Annotated in this window: 24 protein-coding genes; 9 read left to right on the top strand and 15 right to left on the bottom strand. The window is 67.1% G+C overall.

Annotated features, from left to right (window positions below; translation table 11 throughout):
- Positions 1 to 5 precede the first annotated feature (5 nt).
- From mnmE to hemE, 6 genes are all read right to left on the bottom strand, one after another.
- Positions 6 to 1,313 carry a tRNA uridine-5-carboxymethylaminomethyl(34) synthesis GTPase MnmE gene (gene mnmE / locus CHRYSEO8AT_RS04875; RefSeq protein ID WP_159847042.1) on the bottom strand — a complete coding sequence of 436 codons (1,308 nt, stop codon included), beginning with the start codon at positions 1,311 to 1,313 and terminating at the stop codon, positions 6 to 8.
- 136 nt (positions 1,314 to 1,449) lie between these two features.
- Positions 1,450 to 1,677: a DUF6489 family protein gene (locus tag CHRYSEO8AT_RS04880; protein ID WP_159847045.1), complete on the bottom strand. Its 228-nt coding sequence runs from the start codon at positions 1,675 to 1,677 to the stop codon at positions 1,450 to 1,452.
- A gap of 40 nt (positions 1,678 to 1,717) precedes the next feature.
- Entirely contained in the window at positions 1,718 to 3,151 is a 1,434-nt protein-coding gene (gene rho, locus CHRYSEO8AT_RS04885; protein WP_159847048.1) for a transcription termination factor Rho, read from the bottom strand.
- 206 nt (positions 3,152 to 3,357) lie between these two features.
- Complete coding sequence (locus tag CHRYSEO8AT_RS04890) at positions 3,358 to 3,825, bottom strand: CopD family protein (protein WP_159847051.1); 468 nt, start codon at positions 3,823 to 3,825, stop codon at positions 3,358 to 3,360.
- Complete coding sequence (gene hemH / locus CHRYSEO8AT_RS04895; RefSeq protein ID WP_159847054.1) at positions 3,822 to 4,883, bottom strand: ferrochelatase; 1,062 nt, start codon at positions 4,881 to 4,883, stop codon at positions 3,822 to 3,824. Before hemH ends, CHRYSEO8AT_RS04890 begins: the two co-directional genes overlap by 4 nt.
- Positions 4,880 to 5,950: a uroporphyrinogen decarboxylase gene (gene hemE / locus CHRYSEO8AT_RS04900; RefSeq protein WP_159847057.1), complete on the bottom strand. Its 1,071-nt coding sequence runs from the start codon at positions 5,948 to 5,950 to the stop codon at positions 4,880 to 4,882. Before hemE ends, hemH begins: the two co-directional genes overlap by 4 nt.
- 450 nt (positions 5,951 to 6,400) lie before the next feature.
- Here hemE and CHRYSEO8AT_RS04905 point away from each other — a divergent pair, with 450 nt between their 5' ends.
- From CHRYSEO8AT_RS04905 to dnaQ, 5 genes are read left to right on the top strand one after another with little or no spacing between them, the layout of a single operon-like run.
- On the top strand, positions 6,401 to 7,270 hold the full coding sequence (locus CHRYSEO8AT_RS04905; protein WP_159847060.1) for a pyruvate, water dikinase regulatory protein: 870 nt from the start codon (positions 6,401 to 6,403) through the stop codon (positions 7,268 to 7,270).
- Positions 7,271 to 7,864 (top strand): nucleoside triphosphate pyrophosphatase, encoded by a 594-nt coding sequence (locus CHRYSEO8AT_RS04910; RefSeq protein ID WP_055755079.1) that lies wholly within the window; start codon positions 7,271 to 7,273, stop codon positions 7,862 to 7,864.
- The gene (locus CHRYSEO8AT_RS04915) at positions 7,861 to 8,691 is read left to right on the top strand and encodes a shikimate dehydrogenase (RefSeq protein WP_159847063.1); all 831 of its coding nucleotides are present in this window, start codon (positions 7,861 to 7,863) and stop codon (positions 8,689 to 8,691) included. The genes CHRYSEO8AT_RS04910 and CHRYSEO8AT_RS04915 overlap by 4 nt, the downstream gene beginning before the upstream one ends.
- On the top strand, positions 8,688 to 9,320 hold the full coding sequence (coaE, locus tag CHRYSEO8AT_RS04920) for a dephospho-CoA kinase (protein ID WP_159847066.1): 633 nt from the start codon (positions 8,688 to 8,690) through the stop codon (positions 9,318 to 9,320). Before CHRYSEO8AT_RS04915 ends, coaE begins: the two co-directional genes overlap by 4 nt.
- A gap of 24 nt (positions 9,321 to 9,344) precedes the next feature.
- Positions 9,345 to 10,067 (top strand): DNA polymerase III subunit epsilon, encoded by a 723-nt coding sequence (gene dnaQ, locus CHRYSEO8AT_RS04925; protein ID WP_159847069.1) that lies wholly within the window; start codon positions 9,345 to 9,347, stop codon positions 10,065 to 10,067.
- A 116-nt stretch (positions 10,068 to 10,183) separates the two neighbouring features.
- Here the strand turns inward: dnaQ and dapB are convergent, their stop codons facing one another.
- From dapB to dnaK, 3 genes are all read right to left on the bottom strand, one after another.
- A complete protein-coding gene (gene dapB, locus CHRYSEO8AT_RS04930; protein WP_159847072.1) occupies positions 10,184 to 10,933 on the bottom strand; it encodes a 4-hydroxy-tetrahydrodipicolinate reductase in 750 nt (249 codons plus the stop codon).
- Positions 10,930 to 12,135 carry a molecular chaperone DnaJ gene (gene dnaJ / locus CHRYSEO8AT_RS04935; RefSeq protein ID WP_159847075.1) on the bottom strand — a complete coding sequence of 402 codons (1,206 nt, stop codon included), beginning with the start codon at positions 12,133 to 12,135 and terminating at the stop codon, positions 10,930 to 10,932. Before dnaJ ends, dapB begins: the two co-directional genes overlap by 4 nt.
- 173 nt (positions 12,136 to 12,308) lie before the next feature.
- The gene (dnaK, locus tag CHRYSEO8AT_RS04940) at positions 12,309 to 14,216 is read right to left on the bottom strand and encodes a molecular chaperone DnaK (protein WP_159847078.1); all 1,908 of its coding nucleotides are present in this window, start codon (positions 14,214 to 14,216) and stop codon (positions 12,309 to 12,311) included.
- A gap of 221 nt (positions 14,217 to 14,437) precedes the next feature.
- On the opposite strand from dnaK, the gene CHRYSEO8AT_RS04945 reads away from it, so the two are divergent.
- Entirely contained in the window at positions 14,438 to 15,055 is a 618-nt protein-coding gene (locus tag CHRYSEO8AT_RS04945) for an alpha-ketoglutarate-dependent dioxygenase AlkB (RefSeq protein ID WP_159847081.1), read from the top strand.
- Positions 15,056 to 15,058: 3 nt separating this feature from the next.
- Here the strand turns inward: CHRYSEO8AT_RS04945 and CHRYSEO8AT_RS04950 are convergent, their stop codons facing one another.
- Positions 15,059 to 15,862: a siderophore-interacting protein gene (locus CHRYSEO8AT_RS04950; RefSeq protein ID WP_159847084.1), complete on the bottom strand. Its 804-nt coding sequence runs from the start codon at positions 15,860 to 15,862 to the stop codon at positions 15,059 to 15,061.
- The gene (locus CHRYSEO8AT_RS04955) at positions 15,859 to 16,494 is read right to left on the bottom strand and encodes a PadR family transcriptional regulator (RefSeq protein WP_159847087.1); all 636 of its coding nucleotides are present in this window, start codon (positions 16,492 to 16,494) and stop codon (positions 15,859 to 15,861) included. The genes CHRYSEO8AT_RS04950 and CHRYSEO8AT_RS04955 overlap by 4 nt, the downstream gene beginning before the upstream one ends.
- 149 nt (positions 16,495 to 16,643) lie before the next feature.
- Here CHRYSEO8AT_RS04955 and CHRYSEO8AT_RS04960 point away from each other — a divergent pair, with 149 nt between their 5' ends.
- Genes CHRYSEO8AT_RS04960 through CHRYSEO8AT_RS04970 form a run of 3 tightly spaced genes read left to right on the top strand, consistent with a single transcriptional unit; the run spans position 16,644 to position 18,822 of the window.
- On the top strand, positions 16,644 to 17,351 hold the full coding sequence (locus tag CHRYSEO8AT_RS04960) for a dienelactone hydrolase family protein (RefSeq protein WP_236547425.1): 708 nt from the start codon (positions 16,644 to 16,646) through the stop codon (positions 17,349 to 17,351).
- 57 nt (positions 17,352 to 17,408) lie between these two features.
- Positions 17,409 to 17,888 carry an Rrf2 family transcriptional regulator gene (locus tag CHRYSEO8AT_RS04965; protein ID WP_159847090.1) on the top strand — a complete coding sequence of 160 codons (480 nt, stop codon included), beginning with the start codon at positions 17,409 to 17,411 and terminating at the stop codon, positions 17,886 to 17,888.
- Positions 17,866 to 18,822: an NAD(P)/FAD-dependent oxidoreductase gene (locus CHRYSEO8AT_RS04970; protein ID WP_236547426.1), complete on the top strand. Its 957-nt coding sequence runs from the start codon at positions 17,866 to 17,868 to the stop codon at positions 18,820 to 18,822. The genes CHRYSEO8AT_RS04965 and CHRYSEO8AT_RS04970 overlap by 23 nt, the downstream gene beginning before the upstream one ends.
- Here the strand turns inward: CHRYSEO8AT_RS04970 and CHRYSEO8AT_RS04975 are convergent.
- The 4 genes from CHRYSEO8AT_RS04975 to glnD form a co-directional block, all read right to left on the bottom strand.
- Positions 18,819 to 19,283, bottom strand: coding sequence for an OsmC family protein (locus CHRYSEO8AT_RS04975; protein WP_159847093.1), 465 nt, complete (start codon positions 19,281 to 19,283; stop codon positions 18,819 to 18,821). The two genes, CHRYSEO8AT_RS04970 and CHRYSEO8AT_RS04975, sit on opposite strands and share 4 nt — an antisense overlap.
- A complete protein-coding gene (gene trpS, locus CHRYSEO8AT_RS04980) occupies positions 19,283 to 20,326 on the bottom strand; it encodes a tryptophan--tRNA ligase (protein WP_159847096.1) in 1,044 nt (347 codons plus the stop codon). The genes CHRYSEO8AT_RS04975 and trpS overlap by 1 nt, the downstream gene beginning before the upstream one ends.
- 124 nt (positions 20,327 to 20,450) lie before the next feature.
- Positions 20,451 to 22,046, bottom strand: coding sequence for a murein biosynthesis integral membrane protein MurJ (gene murJ, locus CHRYSEO8AT_RS04985; protein WP_159847099.1), 1,596 nt, complete (start codon positions 22,044 to 22,046; stop codon positions 20,451 to 20,453).
- 37 nt (positions 22,047 to 22,083) lie between these two features.
- Complete coding sequence (gene glnD / locus CHRYSEO8AT_RS04990) at positions 22,084 to 24,789, bottom strand: [protein-PII] uridylyltransferase (RefSeq protein ID WP_159847102.1); 2,706 nt, start codon at positions 24,787 to 24,789, stop codon at positions 22,084 to 22,086.
- Between the last annotated feature and the right edge of the window lie 4 nt (positions 24,790 to 24,793).

The raw sequence follows: 24,793 nt of genomic DNA on the forward strand, positions 1-24,793 counted from the left end.
GGGTATTACTTTCCGATGCAGAAGGTCGAAAAAACCTGACCGAGTATGTCCTCGACCCCAATGGCGCCGGTTACGCGCGCCAAGGCATCGGCCGCTCGACGCAGATCGTCGCCCGCCATCTCTGGCGCGACATCCAAGGCTGTTCGCGCTGCACCCACCGCCGACATTGCCTCGGTCAACCGAAGTCGATGACGCTCACGCGTGATCGCTGGAAAATCCGCACCCGCGAGATCGGCGGACAGCCGCGCGGCGATCCAGTCGTGAAGCGCCGGCAAGCCCTGCCCGGTCGCGGTGCTGACCGACAAGACCTCCAAACCACTTGTCGCATCCACGTCGCCAAGATCAGACTTGTTGGCGACCATCAGGTCGCCAGGCCGAGCATAGTCAGCCGCCACCCCGTCGGGATCGCCGGGTGCGCGAACCCACAGACGAAGGTCAGCCTGTTCCGCCCGGAGACGCGCGCGGCGAACGCCTTCGGCCTCGACTGGATCGTCGCTTTCTCTCAGCCCTGCCGTGTCCGACAGGGTCACAGCGTAACCGCCGATCACCAGATCGGCGTCCAACACATCGCGAGTGGTGCCGGCGATTGGCGTCACGATGGCCGCCTCTCGGGCGACGAGGGCGTTGAACAGCGACGACTTGCCGGCATTCGTCTCGCCGATCAGGACGATGCGATAGCCGTCCCGGACCCGCTCGCCGCGTCGCCCGGTATCAACCGCTCGGCGCAGATCGTCAGCGAGACGATCAAGCACCGGCCCGGCGGTGCGCGCCAGATTGTCCGGGACCTCTTCGTCGGGAAAGTCGATCTCCGCCTCGACCAGAGCCAGGGCGTGAAGCAGGTCGCGGCGAAAACCGGCGTAGGTCTCGCTGAGTTTTCCGTCCAACTGCCCCAGGGCCTGCCTGGCCTGGGCGCTGGTCTCGGCGTCGATCAGATCAGCGACCGCCTCGGCCTGGGCCAGGTCCATGCGGCCGTTCTGGAAAGCGCGGCGGGTGAACTCGCCGGGTTCAGCCGGACGAACGCCGAGCGCGATCAGGGCGCGGCTGGCGGCCTCGACAACGGCGCGACCGCCGTGCAGATGCAATTCTGCGGAGTCCTCACCAGTGTAGGCGTTCGGAGCCACGAAGCGCAGGACAAGAGCCTGGTCGATGTGGTCGCCGGCATGGGCCAGGTCGCGAACCGCCGCCATTCGCGGCTTCAGCCCAATCGCGCCGAGGGCCTTCAGGGTCTGCTCGACCGCCGGTCCAGACAGACGGATGACGGCGATGGCTCCTCGGCCAGGCGGCGTCGCTAGGGCGAAGATGGTGTCGGTCATTGAGATACTCCCCCATCGGGGGAGGGGGACCCTGCGACGCATGGTGGAGGGGGTTTGACGCACCGCCGGTGTCTGGGGTTGGCCCCCTCCACCACTTCGTGGTCCCCCTCCCCCGATGGGGGAGGAGACGTAGGGGTCATGGCTTGACGGCCGCTTCCATCAGACGGCGGAACTGGTCCTGAGCCTGAAGACCGAAACTGGTCCAGGTCTTCATCAGCTCTTCGGGCTGCATGGCGGCGACATTGGTCTCCATCCGCTTCTGCATCTCGGCGACCATGGCGTCGTTGAGCGGCGTCACATCGGGCAGCCCCAGGAAAGCGCGCGCCTCGGCCGGTGTGCAATCGACTTCCACATTGACCTTCATCGAACCATCTCCTGTTTCACGTGAAACGTCCGAAGACGGATTACGTGTTCATCGACTGGAAGAAGTCCGAGTTGTTCTTCGATTGGCGCAGCTTGTCGAGCAGGAATTCGATCGCATCCTGCGGACCCATGGGATTCAGGATACGGCGCAGGACGTAGGTCTTGGCCAGCTGATCCTTCGGCGTGATCAAGTCTTCCTTGCGGGTGCCGGACTTCAGCACATCGATGGCCGGGAAGATGCGCTTGTCCGCGACCTTGCGGTCCAGCACGATTTCGGAGTTGCCGGTGCCCTTGAACTCTTCGAAGATCACTTCGTCCATGCGGCTGCCGGTGTCGATCAGGGCCGTGGCGATGATGGTCAGCGACCCGCCCTGCTCCACATTCCGCGCGGCGCCGAAGAAGCGTTTGGGCCGTTGCAGGGCGTTGGCGTCCACACCGCCGGTCAGGACCTTGCCCGACGAGGGGACGGTGGCGTTGTAGGCGCGGCCCAGGCGGGTGATGGAGTCCAGCAGGATCACCACGTCCTTCTTGTGCTCGACCAGGCGTTTGGCCTTTTCGATCACCATCTCGGCGACGGCGACGTGGCGGGTGGCGGGCTCGTCGAAGGTCGAGGCCACGACCTCGCCCTTTACCGTGCGCTGCATGTCGGTGACTTCTTCCGGCCGTTCGTCGATCAGCAGGACGATCAGGATGACTTCCGGGTGGTTCTTCTCGATCGACTTGGCGATGTTCTGCAACATCACCGTCTTGCCGACGCGCGGCGGCGCCACGATCAGGCAGCGCTGGCCCTTGCCCAGCGGCGCGACGATGTCGATGACCCGGCCCGAGCGATCCTTCAGCGTCGGATCCTGGATTTCCATGTGCAGCCGCTCTTCGGGATAGAGGGGCGTCAGGTTGTCGAACAGGACCTTGGTTTTGACCATCTCGGGGTCTTCGAGATTGATCGTGTCGACCTTGAGCAGGGCGAAGTAACGCTCGCCTTCACGCGGCGCCCGCACGGCGCCGTGGACCGTATCGCCCGAGCGCAGGCCGAAGCGACGGATCTGCGACGGGGACACATAGACGTCGTCCGGCCCGGGCAGGTAGTTGGCGTCCGAGCTGCGCAGGAAGCCGAACCCATCGGGCAGGATTTCCAGCACGCCGTCGGCGATGATCTCGACTTCCTCGTCGGCCAGGGCCTTCAGGATGGCGAACAGCAGGTCCTGTTTACGCAGGTTCGAGGCGTTCTCGACCTCCAGCTGTTCGGCGAAGGCGACCAGGTCGGCCGGCGTCTTCTCGTTCAGTTCCGCCAGGGTAATGCGGCCGTTGGCGACGACGGGTTCGCCGTCGTCATCGTCGTCGGCCGTGGTGTCCACGCCGGAGTCGGCGCCTGCGACTTCACCGGCCTCGTGCTCGGCGCCGTGATGGGTCGGGGCTTGCGCCTCCACCGCTTCGTTTTCGGGCGTATCGGGATTGGTGTCGCGGACGTCGGTCATGATGCAGGCTCGCGGGCGCACACGGCCAGAAGGCTGCGGCGCGGGTCTCTGAAAATGTCTGGCCGTAAGGCCGAAGGGAGGCGCGACGGGCTCCCGCTGGCTCAAGGCCTGCAGGCGTCACGAAAAGAGAGGGACCGCCGACTTAGATGCCGAACGGTTCACCGCCAGCGGAACCACAGCCGGCGGGTCAGGTCAAGCGTGGCCGCTTACCGGAACGTCCACTCCGTCGTCACCGACAGCACCATGACGATGGCCAGGACGAAGGGAACCTCGTTGGTCATGCGCCAGAACTTGCCGGAATATTTCGACGTGCCAGCCGCGATCTTCCTCCGCTGGGCGGCCAGGAAACCATGCCAGCCGCTGAGCAGGAAGACGCCGGACAGTTTGGCGATCATCCACGGCTCGGCCAGGAAGCCCGCGCCGCGAGCGGAGACATCGATGTGGATCAGCCACAACCCGAACATCCAAGACAGGATCATCGCCGGGTTCAGGATGATGCGCAGCAGGCGCGTCTGCCACAGACGCAGCAGGCCCTGCATCTCGCTTTTCAGCGGCTCGGACTTGGACTGCTGTTCGGCGTCATAGGCATAGAGGCGCGGCAGGAACAGCAGCCCCGCCATCCAGGCGATGACGGCCAGGATGTGCAGGCCACGCGCCAGGTCGTAGGTATTCATGCCGCCTGTCTCCCGTTGCGATACGGACAGGCTTTCCAGTCCGTCTTACACCCCTGGCCGAACGGCGCGACGCCGTTGCGGGACAGGGCGCTGACCGCCGCATCGGCCAAGGCGTCGATGAACAGGGGTCCGATCCCGACCGCCGGCGCCCTCAGATAGGGACTGGCCCCTTTTTCATGGGCCAGTTCGCCGTATTCGATATCCAGCTCGACCAGGGTCTCTATATGTTCGGAGACAAAGGCGATGGGGGTGACGACCACGCCGATACCGTCGCTGGCCGCCTGTTCGATGGCCTCCGGCGTCGAAGGACCGAGCCATTTCATCGGTCCCACCCGGCTCTGGTAGCAGATGGCGTGGTCGATGGGTCCACGCCGCGCCTCGATGGCGGCGACCACGGCGGCGACCGTCGTCTCGATCTGCTCCTGATAGGGATCGCCCTTGCCGGTCACCAGCTTCTCGGGGATGCCATGGGCGGAGAACAGCACGCGCACCGGCTGGCCTACGGCCTCGTCCAGCTTCTCGCCGATGGCCTGAGCCTGAGCCTCTACCCAGCCCGTTGCGGCCGGATAGCAGCAGACGGCGCGGCTGACGCCCGAGCCGCTGTAGGCGGCGTTCCAGGCCTTGAGCGAAGACTGCGTCGTCGTGGTCGAAAACTGCGGATAGAGCGGTAGAAGCACCACCTCGTCGGGTCCAAAGGCCGCGACCTCGGCGGCCGTCTCTTCGCTCAGCGGGTTCCAGTAACGCATGGCGACGAAGACCCGCACCGTGTCGCCCGAAAGCCGGCCGTTCAACACCGTCTCAAGCGCCTCGGCCTGACGGCGGGTTTCCGGCAGCAGAGGCGACCCCCCGCCCATCAGGGCGTAATTGGCCTGGGCGCTGGTCTCGCGTCGGCTGGAGATCAGCTTGGCCAGAGGCGTGCGCACGATGCCCGGCAGGCCGATGATGGCCGGATCGTTGAACAGGTTGAACAGGAACGGCTTGACCGAAGCCTGATCATCCGGCCCGCCCAGATTGAACAGCACCACCGCGATGCGACGGCCTTGGGTCGCTTCGGTCATTGGGCGCCGATCCGTTTCAGAACCTGTTCGACGTGATCGATCGGCACGTCCGGCAGGACGCCGTGGCCCAGGTTGAAGATCCACGGTCCCTGCCCCCAGGCCTCCATCAGCTGATCGACGCGGCGGTCCAGCAGGTCGCCGCCCGCGCGCAACAACAGCGGGTCCAGCGCGCCCTGGATCGGCTTGATCTGCTGCACCCGTTTGCCGACCTCCAATGGACAGGCGGTGTCCAGGGCGACGGCGTCGACCTCAACCTCCTGCGCATACCGCTCTGCAAGCGCCGCAGAGCCCCGTGGGAAGCCGACCAGGGGCACGGTGACACCCAGCTCCCGCGTGCGCCTGACAAGCGCCTGGTGGGGCTTCAGGACCAGTCTTTCGAACAGATCGTCGGGAAGTCCCTCGGCCCAGCTCTCGAAGATCTTCAACACCTGGGCGCCAGCGTCGGCCTGCATCTTCAGATACCGGGCCGTGGCCTCGACCAGCACCTCCAGCGTCTCGTCCACGCGCTTGGGATCGGCATAGGCATAGGTCCGGGCCTGGGCGCGTTCCCCCTTGCCGATGGTGCGGTGTTCGCCGTCCAGCATATAGGTCGCCACCGTCCAGGGCGCGCCAGCGAACCCGATCAAGGCGCGTTCAGGCTCGAGAGCCGCACGCACGATCGACAGGGTCTCCCCCACGGACGACAGGTACTCGCCCGCCCCCGCCGCCAGTTCCGCCATCCGACCGGGAATGGGCATCTCGCCGAGCCTTGGCCCCTCGCCCGTCTCGAACCAGACGTCCTGGCCCAGGGCGCGGGGGATCAGCAGAATGTCGGCGAAGACGATGGCCGCATCGAAGCCGAACCTTCGCATCGGCTGCAGGGTCGCCTCGGCCGCCATCTCGGGGTTCAGGCAGAAGGCGATGAAGTCGGGCGCCTCGGCCCGCAGGCGGCGATACTCCGGCAAGTAACGCCCCGCCTGACGCATGAACCAGACCGGCGGACGCTCCAACGTCTCTCCTCGGAGAGCCCGGATCATCATGGGCACATCTTGGGGCGTCTGATCGGCGTTCTGGGTCGGATCGGTCATGCCGGACGATTAAGGTCACAGCCCCCCGCTCTCAATCCCTAATCAGATTAAGAATTAAAAGATTCGAAGTGGCAGGTAGGGCAGTGGAATGGCGGGGATGACTTCAGGACGGCCGGCGGAACAAAAGCGGATATCCACGCCCCGCGGATCCTTAACGGGGACGCCGTGGGCGACAATCCTGCCGGTGGACAATCCCTAACGAAACCTTAACAAGCAAGGGTTTGCGGGGACTTGCGCCTGTGAGCACGGTTAAACGGCGTTAACCCTTCGTTAGGATTTTCCACAGCGATGGAGAAACCGGTTTTCCGCCTTGGGATGATCCGCCCTCGGATGGGGATCGCCATCCACCGTCATCCCCGCTCGCAGGCCGGGCGAGGAGCGGCTAAGGAAAACGGCGCCCCGACGGTCCAACGCCGTCCCCTAACTTTCAACAGGGAGACAGACAGTCCCATGAGCCCTGCGAGACCTTCGGGACCGGCCCGTCTGGCCACCTATTTCCATGTTCATCTGGTGTCGGATTCCACCGGCGAGACACTGAACGCCATGGCCAAGGCGGTGACGGCGCGCTTCGACGGCGTCATCCCCATCGAGCACATCTACGCCCTGGTTCGATCCGACAAGCAGATGGATCGGGTGCTTCAGGAGGTGGAGGCTGCGCCGGGCGTGGTTCTGCACACCCTGGTGGACCGTGAGCTGCGCGAACAGCTGGAAGAAGGCTGCCGCCGTCTGGACATGCCCCAGATCGGGGCGCTGGATCCCCTGGTGGGGGCCATGTCGCGCTATCTCGGCGCCGCCCTGTCCACGCGCGTCGGGGCCCAACACGCCTTGGACCACGACTATTTCAACCGGATCGCGGCGCTAGATTACGCCATGGCCTATGACGACGGCCAGGGCTCGCTGGACCAGCTGGAGGGCGCGGACGTGGTGCTGTGCGGGGTCAGCCGGACATCCAAGACCCCGACCTGCATCTATCTGGCCCATCGCGGCATCCGGGCCGCGAATGTGCCCCTGGTGCCAGGTCAGGAAGATGGTGAGCGGCTGACGAAGCTGAAGAAGCCGCTAGTGATCGGCCTGACGGTTTCGCCCGACCGGCTGGTGCAGATCCGTCGCAATCGGATCGACAATCTGAACGCCAACCAGTCGTCCAACTACACTGATCAGGACGCCGTCCGCGACGAGACCATCAAGGCGCGACGGGCCTTCGAACGGCGCGGCTGGCCGACCATCGACGTAACCCGCCGCTCGGTCGAGGAAACGGCGGCGGCGATCACCAACCTGCTCAGCGAGCATCGCAACCACAAGATCGGGACGACCTGGTAGATGAATGAGACCCTCATTCTCGCGTCCAAGAGCGCCGCCCGTCGCGCCATGCTGGAAAACGCTGGCGTCGCCTTCGAGGTGCGGGTCGCCAATGTGGACGAAGACGCGATCAAGGCCGTGTCCGGCGATCTGGATGCGGCGGCCCTGGCGGTGCGCTTGGCGGAGGCCAAAGCCTTGGCCGTGTCGCGCGATGACGAAACCGCCTGGGTGCTGGGCTCGGACCAGACCCTGGCCTTCGATGGCGGCCTGGTGTCCAAGGCGAAATCGCTAGATGCGGCGCGCGAGCGGCTGAAAGCCATGCGCGGCAAGTCGCACCAGCTGCATTCCGGCGCCGCCCTGGCGACCAAGGGTCAGATCGTCTGGTCCGGCGTCGATACGGTCGAGATGCGAATGCGGGATTTCTCGGACGCCTTCCTCGACGCCTATCTGGCGGCGGAAGGCGAGGACCTGCTGTCCTGCGTCGGCTCCTACCGGCTGGAGGGCCTGGGGTCTCAGCTGTTCGAGGCCGTGGACGGCGACTATTTCACCGTCCTGGGCCTGCCCCTGTGGCCTGTGCTGGCCGAACTGCGGCGGGCGGGAGTGATCGCGGCATGAGCGTCCATCGCATTACCGGCGCCGCAATAGTCGCCGGGATCGCCGGCAATCCGGTGGCCCATTCGCTCAGTCCGGTGATCCACAATGCCTGGCTGGCGGCGGGCGACATCGACGGCGCCTATGTCCCCTTCGCCCCCGCCAATGCAGCCGGGTTCGAGGCCTTGGTCGCGGCCGGGCGCGCCGGGCTGATCTCTGGACTGAACGTCACCGCCCCATTCAAGGAACAGGCCTTCGCCTTGGCCGACGCGGCGACAGCGGCGGCGCGGCTGACATCCTCGGCCAACATCCTGACGTTCGACGACGGTCGCGTATCCGCCGACAGCTCCGACGGCGTCGGACTGATGCGGGGTCTGAAGGAACAGGCGCCGGAACTAAACGTCGCCGGGCGGCCGGTGGTCATGCTGGGCGCCGGCGGTGCGGCCCGCGCCGGGTCGGGCGCCCTGGTCGAGGCCGGGGCCGAGGTTCGTATCGTCAATCGGTCGCCGGAACGGGCCCAGGCTCTCGCCGCCGATCTCGGGCCATCTGTGCGGGTCATGGCGGCGGCGGACGCTTTTGATGGCGCGGTCCTGGTCATCAATGCGCTCAGCGTTCCGCCGCAGATCGATTTCGACCGGATCGCGCCGGGCACGGTGGTGATGGACATGACCTACAAGCCGCTGGCCACCCCGTTCCTGACGGCGGCGCGGGCGCGCGGATTGCCGACGGTGGATGGTCTGGCCATGCTGATCGGCCAGGCAGCGCCCTCGTTCGAGGCCCTGTTCCGCCGCCCCCCGCCGCCGTTGGACCTGCGCGCCTTGCTAATGAGCCATCTGGGCGAGACGGCATGATCCTGCTTGGTCTCACCGGCTCCATCGGCATGGGCAAGTCCACGACGACGGCCATGTTCGCCGATCTAGGGGCCGTCGTCTGGAACGCCGACGACGCGGTGCATCGCCTCTATGCCCTTGGCGGCGCAGCGGTCGAGCCAGTGGGTGAGGCGTTTCCCGGCGTGGTGGAGGACGGCGCCGTGAACCGCACGCGGCTGGCCGAGGCCCTGGGTCGCGACGAGACTGGCTTTCGCCGGCTGGAAGCCATCGTCCATCCTCTGGTCGCCCAGGGGCGGGCGGCGGATCTTGAGGCGGCGCGCGCTGCGGGAACCCGGTTGGCGGTCCTCGACATCCCCCTGCTGTTCGAGACCGGGGGTGACAAGGCCGTCGACGCCGTGGTCGTCGTCACAGCCGACGCCGCGATCCAGGCCGAGCGCGTCCTGGCCCGTCCCGGCATGACGCGCGAACGGTTCGACGCCATCCTCGCGCGCCAGATGCCGGACGCCGAAAAGCGTGCGCGAGCGGATTTCGTGATCGACACCGGCCGGGGCCTCGATGCCGCGCGGGCGGATGTGGAGGTGATTGTAACCACCGTCCTGGACCCGTCGTGGATATCTCCCCGGCGCGGCGCGGCGGGCCTTTCGCACTGAGGCGAATGCCGCCATTAAGGAGACATGGCGCGCGAAATCGTTCTGGATACCGAGACCACCGGCTTCGACCCCAAGACGGGCGATCGGCTGATCGAGGTCGGCTGTATCGAGATTCAGGATCTGCTGCCGACCGGCCGCACCTTCCACCGCTTCGTCAATCCCGAGCGGCTGATCCCGCCCGACGCGATCCGGGTTCACGGCATCACCGACGACAAGGTCAAGGATGCGCCGAAGTTCGCCGAGATCGCCGACGACCTGATCGAATTCATCGGCGACGCGCAGATGATCGCGCACAATGCCGCCTTCGACCGCAACTTCATCGACCATGAGTACAAGCTGTGCGGCCGGCCGATCACGGGCGAGGCGCGCTGGATCGACACGCTGAAACTGGCCCAGACCCGGTTTCCGGGCATGCCCAACTCGCTGGACGCCCTATGCAAACGCTACAAGGTGTCGCTGGTGGAGCGGACGCTGCACGGCGCCCTGATCGACGCCCGTCTGCTGGCCGAGGTCTATCTGGAGCTTCGCGGCGGCAAGGAGCGGGTGCTGGACCTGTCGTCCGGCCCGGTCGGTCGTGGTCCCGGCGGCGTCGTGGAAACCGCCGCCTATGGCCAGCGTCCGCGCCCGTTGGCGCTGCGCTCCACACCCGAGGAACAGGCCGCGCACGTCGCCTTCCTGGCCAAGGCGCTGAAGGACCGCTCGCTATGGGAGGCCTATGGCCTGCCGGCGCAGGACGACGCGGCCTAGTCGCTAGAACACCAAGCTCAGAGCGCTCAAGTCGAGAGCGACCGCAGAGCCTGTCCTCGGGCCGATCAAAGATCGGACCCGGGCGGAACGTAGCGCGGCGCGTCAGCGCCTAGGCATCAAGCCTGACGGAAGCCCAACACATCCTGCATGTCGTAGAGGCCGGTCTTGCGCGTGCGTACCCAGGCGGCGGCGGCGACGGCGCCGCGTGCGAACAGCGAACGGTCGATGGCCGAGTGGCTTAGGGTCAGGACCTCGTCCTCGGAGGCGAACAGGACCGTATGTTCGCCGATGATGCCGCCAGCGCGGATCGAAGAGAAGCCGATCTTGCCGCTCTCGCGCTCGCCTTGCACGCCGTCATAGGGTTTGGATTGAAGGTCCGCCAGGTCCGCGAAACGACCCTCGGCGGCGGCTTCGCCCAGCATCAGGGCGGTGCCGGAAGGCGAGTCGACCTTGCGGCGGTGGTGGGCCTCGGTGATCTCGATGTCCCAGTCCTGAGCGTCCAGACGCTGGGCCGCGTGTTGCACAAGGCCGATCAGGATGTTCACGCCCAGCGAGAAGTTGCCGCTCTTGACGATGGCGATCTTCTCGGCGGCCTTCATCAGCTCGGCCTCCTGCTCGGCCGTAAAGCCTGTGGAGCCGATGACCAGGGCCGGGCCGCCGCGTTCCGCAGCACTTTGAGCCAGCGACACCGAGGCGTCGGGCGTCGAGAAGTCGATGATCACGTCGCACAGCGACAGATCGGCGGTTTCGCCCCAATCGAAGCGGGCGGCGACCACCACGTCCTCGCGGGCGTCCAGCACTTGGGAAACCGCACGACCCATCCGGCCGCGATAGCCGGAAATGCCGGCGTGGAAGATTGCGCTCAAGCCGCCGTCTCTTTCGATCCGTCCGCGTCCTGATTGCCCAGGATGTCGGCCCAGAAGCGCTTCGCCTTTCCGGCGAAGCTGGAGTTGCGAGGGTTCTGCCCCTCGCCGAACGACAGGGCAAGCTCTTCCAGCAACTCCCGCTGGCGCGCGGTCAGATCAGTGGGCGTCTCGACGAACAGCTCGACCACCAGGTCGCCCCGGTTGCGGCCGTTCAGATGGGGCATGCCCTTGCCCTTGATGCGGACGGTCTTGCCGGTCTGGGCGCCGGCCGGCACCGTGACGGCGGCCCTGCACTTGCCGTCGCAGGCGGCCGACACCAGGCAAGGCGCATCGATCTCGCCGCCCAGGGCCGCCACCGTCATCGGCACGGGCACGGTGACCAGCAGGTCCAGGTTGTCGCGCTCGAACAGATCGTGCGGCGTCACCGAGAGGAAGACATACAGGTCGCCGCGCGGTCCGCCGCGCTGGCCCGCATCGCCTTCGCCCGACAGTCGGATGCGCGAGCCGTCGTCCACGCCGGCCGGGATCTTCAGGTTCAGGGTGCGGTTTTTGCGAACCTGGCCGTGACCGTGGCAGGTCGTGCACGGATCGGCGATCATCTGGCCCTGGCCGTGGCAGCGGGGGCAGGTGCGTTCGACCTGGAAGAAGCCGTTGGCCTGGCGCACGCGACCGGCGCCCTGGCAGGTGGTGCAGGTGACGGGCTTGGTGCCCGGCTTGGCGCCCGATCCCTCGCAGGTGTCGCAGGTCATGGTCGAGGGGATGTCGATCTCGACGTCCTCGCCCTTGTAGGCCTGCTCCAGGGTTATCTCCAGATCGTAGCGCAGGTCCGAGCCGCGACGCGGTCCGCCCTGTTGGCCCCGACCCTGCTGGCGACCACCGAAAGCGTCTCCGAACGCATCGCCGAACACCTGGGAGAAGATGTCGTTGATGTCCGAAAAGCCCTGCTGGCCCTGTCCGAAGGGATTGCCGCCGCCGCCGCCGTTCACGCCCGCATGGCCGAACCGGTCATAGGCCGCGCGCTTGTTCTCGTCCGACAGGACCGTATAGGCCTCGGACACTTCCTTGAACTGCGCCATCGACTCTTCCGAGCCGCCGTTGCGGTCCGGGTGATGGATCATGGCCAGCTTGCGATAGGCGGCCTTCAGACCGGGCGCGTCGATCGTGCGTTCGACGCCCAGAACCTCGTAATAATCACGCGCCATCGGGCGTCCGTCCTCATACTTCCCCTGCCGTTCGCCTCAGATCTCTGCGGACCCTGGAGGAAAACGGTGTCCCGGCTGACATGGGGGCCGGGACGAACGATGCAAGTTTCAGAAAAAGGCCCCGCCTATCGCAAGACAAGCGGGGCCGTATCATTTCAGCGCACTGTGGCGGATCAGGCGCTCTTCTTGTCGTCGCCGTCCGTGTCCGAGACTTCCTCGAACTCGGCGTCCACCACGCCGTCGTCGGCCGGGGCGGCGTCACCTTCGCCCGCGCCCTGTTGCTGGGCGTACATGGCTTCACCCAACTTCATCGAGGCCTGGACCAGAGTGTTGGTCTTGGCGCGGATGTCTTCGGCGTCCGTGCCTTCGCGCGCGGTCTTCAGCTCGGCCAGGCCGGTCTCGATGGCTGTCTTCTCGTCCGCGCCGACCTTGTCGCCGTGTTCGGCCAAAGCCTTCTCGGTCGAGTTGATCAGGCTGTCGGCGGCGTTCTGGGCCTCGACCAAGTCTTTGCGGACCTTGTCGGAGGCGGCATTGGCCTCGGCTTCCTTGACCATCTTGTCGATGTCAGCGTCCGAAAGGCCGCCGTTCGCCTGGATGCGGATCGACTGTTCCTTGTTGGTGGCCTTGTCCTTGGCCGAGACGTTTACGATGCCGTTGGCGTCGATGTCGAAGGCGACCTCGATCTGCGGCATGCCGCGCGGCGAAGGCGGGATGCCCATCAGGTCGAACTGACCCAGCATCTTGTTGTCCGACGCCATCGGACGCTCGCCCTGGAAGACCCGAATCGTCACGGCCGACTGGTTGTCGTCGGCGGTCGAGAAGGTCTGGCTCTTCTTGGTCGGGATCGTCGTGTTGCGTTCGATCAGCGGGGTGAAGACGCCGCCCAGGGTCTCGATGCCCAGGGTCAGCGGGGTCACGTCCAGCAGCAGCACGTCCTTGACGTCGCCTTGCAGAACGCCGGCCTGAACGGCGGCGCCCAGGGCCACGACTTCATCAGGGTTCACGCCCTTGTGCGGCTCCTTGCCGAAGAAGGCCTTCACAGCTTCGACGACCTTGGGCATGCGGGTCATGCCGCCGACCAGCACGACTTCGTCGATGTCCGAGGCCTTCAGGCCGGCGTCGGCCAGAGCCTTCTTGCACGGCTCGATCGTGCGCTGGACCAGGTCGTCGACCAGGGATTCGAGCTTGGCGCGCGTCAGCTTGATGTTCAGGTGCAGCGGACCCGACGCGTTCATGGTGATGAACGGCAGGTTGACCTCGTACTGGGTCGTGGTCGACAGCTCCTTCTTGGCCTTTTCGGCCTCTTCCTTCAGGCGCTGCAGGGCCAGCTTGTCTTGGCGCAGATCGACGCTTTGTTCTTTCTTGAACTCGTCGGCCAGATAATCGACCAGGCGCAGGTCGAAGTCCTCGCCGCCCAGGAAGGTGTCGCCGTTGGTCGACTTCACTTCGAAGACGCCGTCGCCGATTTCCAGGACCGAGACGTCGAAGGTGCCGCCGCCCAGGTCATAGACGGCGATCTTCTGGCCTTCGTTCTTTTCCAGGCCATAGGCGAGCGCAGCCGCAGTCGGCTCGTTGATGATGCGCAGCACTTCCAGGCCGGCGATCTTGCCGGCGTCCTTGGTGGCCTGACGCTGGCTGTCGTTGAAATAGGCCGGCACGGTGATGACGGCTTGCGTCACCTTGTCGCCCAGGAAGGCCTCGGCCGATTCCTTCATCTTCTGCAGGATGAAGGCCGAGATCTGCTGGGGAGAATAGTCCTTGCCGAAGGCGCGCACCCAGGCGTCGCCGTTCGGGCCTTTGACGATCTCATAGGGCACCATGCCCTTGTCCTTGGCCACCACCGGATCATCGAAGCTGCGGCCGATCAGGCGCTTGATGGCGAAGAAGGTGTTGGACGGGTTGGTGACTGCCTGGCGCTTGGCGGGCTGGCCCACCAGCACTTCTGCGCCGTCCTGGATCGCCACGACCGACGGAGTGGTGCGGTTGCCTTCGGCGTTCTCGATGACCTTGGGGGTCTTGCCGTCCATGGCGGCCACGCAGGAGTTGGTGGTGCCGAGGTCGATGCCGATAATCTTGGCCATGTGTTCTTCAGTCTCTCTCGTTCAGCGGGCGATGCGGCGGCCTTCGAAGAAGCGCCGCGCGTGACCGCCCCCGGTTGGGTTGGCGTGGATCAGGCTGGATAGCCCCAAGTTTCGCGGGGTTTCTCCGAAGCTGGCCCCGATATGGGAAAATCCCCTAGGCCTGCAAGGGCGTTCTTCGATTCGGAGGTCCGTCACGGGCTGATTCCGGCGAGGATCAGAGAATGTCCACGATTTCAGAGGTCACAACTAGGGTGGCGGGCTTTCGGCTGTGGCCGGGGGCGCTCGATGCGGCGGCGCAGGCCAATCTGGTCGCCGAGGTGTTCGCGCGGCTGGATCAGGCTCCGCTCTATCGACCCATTACGCCGGGTGGCCGGCCGTTCTCGGTGATGATGAGCAATTTCGGACCGCTGGGCTGGGTCTCGGATCGAAGCGGTTATCGCTATCAGGCGACCCATCCCGAGACGGCCCGGCCTTGGCCCGCGATCCCGCAGGTTTTGCTAGACCTGTGGAACGCCACGGTCGGTTGGCCAGCGCCGCCGGACGCCTGTCTGGTCAATCTGTATCGCGAGAGCGCGAAGATGGGCCTGCATCAGGATAAGGACGAGGCCGATCTGGGCGCGCCGGTGCTGTCTGTGTCGCTGGGCGACGCGGCCATGTTCCGCATCGGCGCGGCCGAAGGCGGGCGCACCACGACGCTGAAGTTGGAAAGCGGCGATGTCTGCGCCCTGACTGGCTCGGCGCGACTGGCCCGGCACGGGATCGACCGCGTGCTGGAGGGCTCGTCGCGCCTGATCCCCGGCGGCGGGCGGCTGAACCTGACGCTGCGTTGCGCGGGCTGAACGTCAGTCCTCAATGACGTCGTGGGCGCCGACGCCGCCCAGGCGCCAGTAGCCGGCGGCCTTCATGGACTTGGGCGAGAAGCCCCGGTCGAGCACCCGCGCCCGCAACGTCTTGGCCACGGCGGACTCGGCGGCGATCCAGACATAGGCGTCGGTCGGGTCGATCCCAGCCAAGGCTTTGTCGATTTCGCCCAGCAGGCTTTCAGATTGGCCCCGCGAGGCGCCGTTGCGGACGGCCCAAGTCACAGTGACGTCGGCGGCGCTGTCGAACTGCAAAGTAGAGCCCGCGTCGGCGACCTCGACCACCACATGGGCGCGGACGCCGCCGGGTAGTTCCTCCAACCGTCGGGCGATGGCCGGCAGGGCGGTCTCGTCGCCGATCAGCACATGATCGGCGAAATCGGCCGGCACGATAAACGAGCCGCGCGGACCGCCGACCCCCAGGATCGAGCCGACCTTCACCGCCATGGCCCATGCGGTCGCCGGACCGCTGTGGCCGACGACGAAGTCGATCGTCAGCGTGCGGCTTCCCTCGTCGTAGGCGCGAGGGGTGTAGTCACGGGCGACGGAACGCGGCTCGGGAAAGACCGGGCCGTCCGGCCCGAGGGTAGGCAGGATCGGCGCTTCGCCCTCGGCGACCGGGAAGATCTTCATATGGTCGTCGAACCCCAGGGAGACGAAGCCGTCCAGGTCGTCCCCGGTCAGGACCACGCGGCGATAAGCCGGGGTCAGGTCCTGAACCGAGGCCACGGTCAGGGTGCGGAACTTCAGGTCGTGTCGGACGCGGCGAGTTTCGCGGGCGCTCATGCCTGGTCCACCTTGTCGGCGGCCTCGGCCAGGATGGCGGCGATGGCCTGGACCTGGGCCTCGGTCAGGGCGGTCTCGCCCGTCAGACGGCCGTGGATCGTGTGGCGCAGGCGACCGATGGCGTCCTGGATGGCGGTCGGACGCAGGGCGCGGGCGGCGAACTTGTCCATGGTCGCCTCGGCGGCGCGTAGGATGTCTTCGTTCTCGGCCAACAGGGCGCGGCCGGGGCTGGTGATGGAATACAGTTTCTTGCCGCCCTGCGCCTCGGATTCCAGCGCGCCCATTTCCTCCAGCAGGGTCAAGCTGGGGTAGATGACGCCGGGGCTGGGCGAATAGGCGCCGCCCAGTTTCGTCTCGACGGCCTTGATCAGTTCGTAGCCGTGGCTGGGTTTTTCGGCGATCAGCGACAGCAGCACCCAGCGCAATGTGCCGTGGTCGAACAGGCGGCCGCCGCCTCGCCGGCCATGGCCGTGACCGCGTCCACGCGCCTCGCCGCCTTCCCAGCCGGGACCGAAATCGGCGCCGCGCCCGCCGCGCATGTCTCTGCCGAAAGCATGGCCGAACCCGCCATGACGACCGTGTTTTTCGCCGCATCCGTCGCGGCGTCCTTGAAAGATCCCCTTGGACCTCATGATCGATTCCTTTTCGATATATCTATTCACGGGGGTTAGATATATCTGAATGACGAAATCCGCAAGAGGGGCTGGTGTTCGGGCGCAAGCTGCGGCGTAAATCGGGAATGGACGACCTGAAGAGCCGTTGGGCCCGCCTCGAACCGCACATGACCGTCGTGGGCCCTGACGACGACAAGCCTCGGCCGGCTGTGCTGCTGTTTCACGGCTGCGGCGGCCTGCGCGACCACCTGCCCCGCTACGCCGCGGCGGCCAAGGCGGCGGGATGGCGGGCCTTCATCATCGATTCTTACGGCCCGCGCGGCTGGGGACGCGCCTTCACCCTGACGGCGGTCTGCACCGGCCTGTCCTTCCGGGGTTACGAGCGGGCTGGCGACGTGCTGGCGGCGATCCAGGGGATTTCGGCCCGGCCGGACGTGGACGAAACGCAAGTGACCCTCGGCGGCTGGAGCCACGGCGGCTGGTCGATCATGGAGATGATGAGCGCAGAGCCGCTGCCCAACACCATGGGCGTCACGAACCCCGCCGACGCCGACCTGTCGGGCGTCCGCGCCGTCTGGCTGATGTATCCCTATATCGGCCCGTTTGCCTTCAACCGGATGAAGCCCTGGCGGCATTGCCCCAAGGTGTTGGCCGTGACCTGCAAGCGCGATCACCTGACGACCGAGCGCAACGCCGAACAGGTCAACGCCATGATCCGCAACTGCGGCGCCGAGGTCGAAAGCTGGGTCGCCGTCGGCACCCACGCCTTCGACGAGCCGACCAACAACGGCCCGATGCGCCACGATCCGGAACTGACCGAAGAGGCCCTGCGCCGCTTCCGCGCCTTCCTGACCGACGTCGCCCCTCACGTCTGAAAAGAATCTCGCCGGCCCGTCTTGACGCGCGCCGCATCACGTAACAATTCAAGTTACATGAAAAGAGATTCTCGCCTCTCCAACATCCTGCACGCCCTGCTGCACATGGCCGAGCATGAGGCGCGAACCGGCGCGCCCATGACCTCGGACCAATTGGCCGTCTGCCTGTCGACCAATCCGGTCGTCGTGCGCCGGACCATGGCTGGCCTGCGCGAACAGGGACTGGTGGCCTCTGAAAAGGGGCATGGCGGCGGCTGGCGGCTGGCCCGGCCGCTGGACCAGGTGACCCTGGGCCAGGTGAACACCGCCTTGGGCGAGCCGGGCCTGATCCCCGAAACCCCGCCGGTCGAGGCCGAGGGTTGTCTGGTCGAGGCTGCGGTCAACGACGCGCTGGGCGAGACCTACGCCGCCGCCCGCGCCCTGCTGGTCGCGCGGCTGAACGACATCACCCTGGCCGATCTGGCGGCGGACTTCTCGCGCCGGCTGGCCGAACACCCGAAGAGAGACCTGTTCCATGCCCATCGCCACGAAGCTTGAGTCCCGAGAGTCCGAAACCATGCCGCACGACGCCCTGATCATCGGCGGCTCCTACGCCGGCCTGTCCGCCGCCATGCAGCTGGTCCGCGCCCGTCGTCGGGTTCTGGTCATCGATGATGGGCGGCCGCGCAACCGTTTCGCCGCCCGCGCCCACGGCGTCCTGACCAATGACGGCAAGCCCGGCGCCGAGATCGCCGCCGCCGCCCGCGCCCAGGTCGCCGCCTATCCCACCGCCGCCTTCCGCATGGCCGAGGCCGTCGGGATCGAGCGGATCGACGGCGGCTTCTCGGTCACCTTCGCCGACGGCACGCGCACCAGCGGTCGTCGCCTTTTACTGTCGCACGGCGTCGAGGACGTGCTGGCCGATATTCCGGGCGTGAAGGAGCGCTGGGGCCGCACCGCCCTGCACTGCCCCTGGTGCCACGGCTACGAGATCGGCGGCGGCCCCATCGGGGTTCTGGGGCGCGGCGACCATGCGGTCCAGTATGCCGCAACTGTCGCCGAATGGGGGCAGGTGACCCTGTTCATGGGGCTGGAGGTCGGTCTGTCGCCGGAAGACGCCCATCTCCTGTACCGGCGCGGCGTGACCATCGAGACCACGCCCATCGCCCGGCTGGAGGGCGAGGCCCCGACCCTGACCGGAGCACGTCTGACCGACGGGCGGTTCGTGGATCTGAAGGCCATCTTCGTCGGCGCCAACGTCCGCGTCGCCAGCCCCTTCGCCGAGCGGCTGGGTTGCGAGATGACCGACACGCCGATGGGCCGCGTGATCAAGGTGGACGCAATGCAGCAGACGACCCAGCCAGGCGTCTTCGCCGCCGGCGACCTGGCGCGGGCCGCCTCCAACATCACCCTGGCCACCTCGGACGGGATGATCGCCGCCCACGCCCTGTTCCGGTCCCTGGTCGAGGAGGAGACGGCGATCGCCGCCTAGCCGACGGTCGCCTCGATCGTGATGGTCGCCCGCACCGAATGGGCCATTTCGCAATGGTCGTGGGCCTGGTGGTGCAGGGCGTCGATCTCGACCTGATCCGGCTCGCGGCCGGTGAAGCTGGTGAAGGGGCGCAGCGTCACCTCGGCGAGGTAGCGTTTGTCCTTCTCGTCCTTGCCCATCTTGCCCGACGCCTCGTCCACATAGGTGTCGACCACCAGGCCGGCGTTTGCGGCGAAGGCCAGGAACCACAGCATGTGGCAACTGGACAGAGAGGCGATCATCGCCTCCTCCGGATCGACCGCCGAGGCGTCCGACATCGGCAAGGGCACGCTGGACGGCGCCGACGAGCCCGGCACGACCGCGCCCCCGTCGAAGGTCCAGGAATGGGCGCGGCTGTAGCGTTTGTCGAGGAAGGGTTGGTCGCCCCGGCTCCAGGCGATCTTGGCTTCGTAAACGCCCATCACGCCCTCCAGAAGCCGACGATCTTCTTGACCTCGTCCACCACCGGGTCGGCGACTGCGGCGGCGCGTTCGGCCCCGTCCTTCAGCACGCGGTCGATCTCGGCCGGGTCGTCCATCAGGCGGCGCATCTCGGCCGTGACGGGGGCGAGCGACGCCACTGCCAGATCCGCCAGCGCCGGTTTGAAGGCGCCGAAGCCCTGACCGCCAAACTGTGCGATCACCTGTTCGCGGGTCAGGCCGGCCAGGGCGGCGTAGATGGCGACCAGGTTCTTGGCCTCGGGGCGGTCGTTCAGACCGTCCAGGGTTTCCGGCAGGGGCTCGGGATCGGTCTTGGCGCGTTTGATCTTGGACGCGATCGTGTCGGCGTCGTCGGTCAGATTGATGCGGCTGTTGTCGGACGGGTCCGACTTGGACATCTTGGCGGCCCCGTCGCGCAGGGACATGACGCGCGTCGCGGGTCCCTGGATGATCGGCTCGGGCACGGGGAAATAGCCCGGCACGCCGAAGTCGTTGTTGAACTTGGCGGCGATGTCGCGGGTCAGTTCCAGATGCTGCTTCTGGTCCTCGCCGACCGGCACTTCGGTCGCCTTGTACAGCAGGATGTCGGCGGCCTGGAGCACGGGATAGGTGTAGAGGCCGACCGAGGCCCGCTCCTTGTGCTTGCCCGACTTCTCCTTGAACTGGGTCATCCGGTCCAGCCATCCGAGGCGGGCGACGCAGTTGAAGATCCAGGCCAGGTCGGCATGGGCGCGCACGGCCGACTGCGGGAAGATGATCGATTTCGCCGGATCCAGGCCCGAGGCCAGATAGGCGGCGGCGATCTCGCGCGTCTGGGCGGCCAGCTTGGCCGGATCCTGCCAGACGGTGATGGCGTGCATGTCGGCGACGAAAACGAAGACCGGCGCGCCCTGGTCCTGCAGTTCGACGAACCGCTTCAGGGCGCCGAGATAGTTGCCCAGGTGCAGGGCGCCGGAGGCCTGGATGCCGGACAGGATGCGGCGCGGGCCGTCGTATGTCGCAACGGCTGGGGTCTGGTCGGTCATGGGGTCGGGTCTCGGAAGGTCGAAAGGCAGGCGTGGTGAAGGCGGCGACGGTTCAGCCGCGCCATCGCCGGTCGGAAATCAGGCCCGAGGTCGTCATGCCTCGCGCTTATCGGTTCCCCGCCGGTCAGTCCAGACCGGAGACCGCGCCGCCGCCCGGCTCGCGCCGCAAGGTCGCCTTCAGCTCAGACAGGGTCACGGCGCGGAAGGCGAAGAGGCAGACGCCGTAGGCGGCGGCGCCCAGGCCGCAGACGACGAGGACGGCGATCTCCTTGGCCAGGAAGATCCGGCTCAAAAGCCCATAGTTGATGCTGGCCAGCAGCAGCAGGCCGGCCATGACGGCGCTGGCGGCCAGGACACGGGCGATGCGCGAGACGAAGGCCGGCGACGGTCGCCAGGCTTTTTCTTGGATCAGCACGCCGGCCAGAAGGCCGACATTGACCCAGGCCGAGACGCTGGTTGCGATGGCCAGGCCCAGCACCCCGTCCCAGCCCTGGGTGCGGAACCAGAAGAACAGGCCCGAGCCCAGAACCACGGTGATGACCACGGCGGTGACGGCGAAATACATCGGCCGACGGGTGTCCTCGCGGGCGAAGAAGGGCGGAGTCAGAACCTTGGCCAGGACGAAGGCCGGCACGCCCCAGGCGAACTGGCGCAGCACATCGGCGGTGCGGGCGGCGTCGGCGCTGGTGAAGGCGCCGCGCGTCACCGTTGCGTCAATGATGAAGAAGGGAATGACGAACAGGGCGACGGCGGCCGGCAGGGTGAAGGCCATGGCCAGGTTGATGCCGTCATCCAGCGTCTTCTGACCGCCCTCGTGATCGCCGGACACGAAGGCCCGGGTCAGGCGCGGCACCAGGGCCAGACCGATGGCGACCCCGACCAGGCCAAGCGGAAGTTGGTAGAGTCGGTCGGCGTTGTAGAGGACCGAGCGGGCGCCGGCGTCGGACCCGGCGAGAACCTGGGACACGACCGAGTTGACCTGCATGGCCCCGCCCGCCATGGCGCCGGGCACGGCCAGGGCCAGGGCGCGCTTCACGTTCGGGGTCAGGCGCGGCAGGCCCAGCTTCAGCTTCACGCCCAGACGTCGCACGCCCCACCACAACAGACCGGCCTGGATCACCCCCGAGACAGTGACCGCCGCGCTGGTGGCCAACAGCACCATCGCGGGCGAGACCGGCAAGAAGAAGCCGCCCAACAGCGGCGCCAGGGTGCAAAGGTTCAGAAAGACAGGAACCGCCGCCGACAGGGCGAACCGGCCGCCGGTGTTCAGCACTCCTGACAAGAGGGAGGCGATGGTCATGCAGGCTAGGTAAGGCATGGCCAGTTGGGTCGCGATCACCCCGACGCGCATCACCTCGGCGTCGTCCTTCCAGGCCGACAGCAACAGGGGCACGATCCAGGGCATGGCGACCTGCAACAGGATGCAGAAGGCCGCGACCACAGCGAACATGAAGGACATGGCCTCGGACGCTGTGACGGCTGCGGCCTCGTCGCCCTCGCGTGTCTTGACCCCGCCATAGACCGGCACGAAGGCCTGGGCGAAGGCGCCCTCGGCGAACAGGCGACGGAACATGTTGGGCAGCATCAGGGCCGTGGACCACACGTCCATCATTGGCCCCTGGCCGAAGTTCGCGGACAGGGCCAGATCGCGGCCGAAGCCCAGCAGACGGCTGCCCATCGTCAGGGTCGACTGCACCAGGGTATTGCGGGCGAGGCTCATGCGGACATTCGACAGGGCGCGGAAAGAAGGCTTTCGCTTAGCGCGCTTCCCCGGCGGGCGATACGGGCTTCGCGCGCGGGCTGCGGCGGCCCAGGTCGGAGACGTCCCGGGCGCTGGCGCGGGCCGAGGCGACCTTGCGTCCGGCCGGGGCCGGCGCGCGGCTGTCCAGCACCGCCTCCAGGGCCGTGCGCAGTTCGGCGATCCGCTGTTCCGAGGTGACCTTTCGGCCTTTGAGGTCCACCACATAGAAGCTGTCGACCGCCCGTTCGCCGTAGGAAGCGACGTGGGCGGAGCGGATGTTCAGGCCTTCGTCATTGAACACGCGCGACAGGGCCGCCAGAAGCCCGGGCCGGTCGGCGCACGACACCTCGACCACGGTGGCCAGTTCGCTGGCGTGATGATCGACCATGACCACGGGCCGAACCTCGAAGGCGGCCTTTCGGGCGTTGCCGGTCGGGTCGGGCGCCTTGCCTATGCGACCATCGCCGCGCGCGGCCTTTTCCAGCGCCTCGACCAGGGTCTTGATCCGGCGCGGCTCGGCCTGGCCGTACGGCAGACCCGCTCCGTCCTGGATGCGGAAGACGTCCAGCACCAGACCCTCGGATGTGGTCGCCACGCGGGCGTCGGTCACGTCGGCGCCCAGGGCGGCCATGGTCTGGGCCAGATCGGCGAACAGGCCCGGTCGGTCGGCGGCGGCGATGGAGATTTCGGTGGTCTGGACCGCCAGCCCCGCGACCGGGGGGGTCGGCGCGGCCTCGCCGGCGGCGCCTGTCTGGCGCGCGCGTTCGACCAGGGCCGGGTGCGCCGCCAGCGGATCCTCGCGCGCCACGTCCTCGCCCCGGAACAGGGCGGCGACCTGATTGTAGAGGGTGCGCATCAGCTGACCCTTCCAGCCGTTCCACACCCCCGGCCCCACAGCGCGGATATCGGCGACGGTCAGGACCAGCAGCATCCGCAACCGCTCGGGCTCGCCCACCAGTTTGGCGAAGGCGCGGATGGTGGCGGGATCGGACAGGTCGCGCTTCTGGGCATAGTCCGACAGCGCCAGATGGCTACGCACCAGCCAGACGACCAGTTCGATCCGACGCGGATCGACGCCCAGCCGCTCGCAGGCGCGGCGCGCGGCGATGGCGCCGTCTTCCAGCTGTCCCCGCTCGCCGCCCTTGCCCACATCGTGCAGCAGCATGCCCAGCATCAGGGCTTCCATGTCCGAGATCAGCTGGACGATCTCGGTGGCCAGCGGGTGGTCGTCCTTCAGCTTGCCGCGCGCGATATCGTTGATGATGCCGATGGCCTGCAGCGTATGCTCGTCCACCGTATAGGCGTGGTACATGTTGAACTGGGTCTGGCCCACGATCCGCCCCCACTCGGGCAGGAACCGCCCCAGCAGGCCCGTCTCGTTCATGATGGTCAGGACGCGATAGGGCCGCTGCCCGTGGGCCAGAATGTCCAGAAAGGCGCGCGTCGCCGCCGGATCGCGCCTCAGCCGGGGCGTCACCAGAGACAGCGACCGGGTTACGGCCGAAAAGGCGTCCGGGTGCAAATCCAGGTCGTGCTTGTCGGCGCAAACGAACAGGGTCAGCAGCTTGACCGGATCGGCGGCGAACACCTCCGGTCCTTCGACCGACAGCCGGCCTTGATCGACCCAGAAACCCTCCACCTCCAGTTTGCGTCGGGTGGAACGGAAAGAGGTCATCAGCCGCGACAGGCCCTGCGCCGTCTTCTGATGACGCGCCTCCAGCTTGGCCGACATGGCGCGGGTCAGGGCGCCGACATCGCGGGCGACCAGGAAGTATCGACGCATGAACCGCTCGACCGCCGGCTCGTCGCCCCGCCCCTGCCAGCCCATGCGGCGGGCCACCTCGGGCTGCATGTCGAAGGTCAGCTTCTCCTCGGCCCGCCCAGCGATCAGGTGCAGATGGATTCGCACACGCCAAAGGAAGTCGAAGGCGTCGTCGGACGCGCGCCGCTCGCGCGAGGTGAACATCTCGTCCATCACCGTCGCGCCCAGCCGGCTGTCGGGCGCAAGGGACCGCGCGATCCAGTACAGGGTGTTCAGGTCGCGAAGCCCGCCCTTGCCGTCCTTGACGTTGGGTTCGACCTTGTAGCGGGTCACGCCTGCCTTCTGGTGCCGGACGGCCCGCTCCTCCAGCTTGGCGGCGATGAAGGGGCGTGGATCGGACTTGGAGACCATGTCGCGGAACCGGCCGATCATCAGGTCCGACAGCCGCTCGTCGCCCGCCAGATGCCGGGCCTCCAGCAGGGTCGTGCGCACCGTCATGTCGGTGCGCGACAGGCTGAGGCATTCCTCGACCGATCGCACCGCGGGCCCGACCTTCACGCCCAGGTCCCACAGCACATAGAGGACGAACTGGATGACGCTCTCGCCGCGCAGCGTGGCCTTGGCCGGGCGCAGGAACAGCAGGTCGAGGTCGGAAAAGGGCGCCAGGACGCCCCGGCCATAACCCCCGACCGCCACCAGGGATAGCCGCTCGCTCTCGACGGCGGAGACGGGGAACAGGATCTGGGTGGCGACCCGCCACAGACCCGCCAGCATGTCGTCGGCGGCGGTGGCGTAAATGCGGGCGACCTCGCGCCCCTTCATGCCGCCGTCCAGTTTGCGCTCGGCGCGGGCGCGGGCGGCGTCATAGGTCTCGCGCAGAACGACAGAGACCGCCGCGCGCGGATCTCCCGCGCGGGCGGCCTCGTCAAGGCGGTCATCCAGACTGGGCGAAGCGATCATGTCG

The sequence above is a fragment of the Brevundimonas sp. G8 genome (assembly GCF_902506205.1).
In the GTDB taxonomy this organism is placed as follows: Bacteria; Pseudomonadota; Alphaproteobacteria; order Caulobacterales; family Caulobacteraceae; genus Brevundimonas.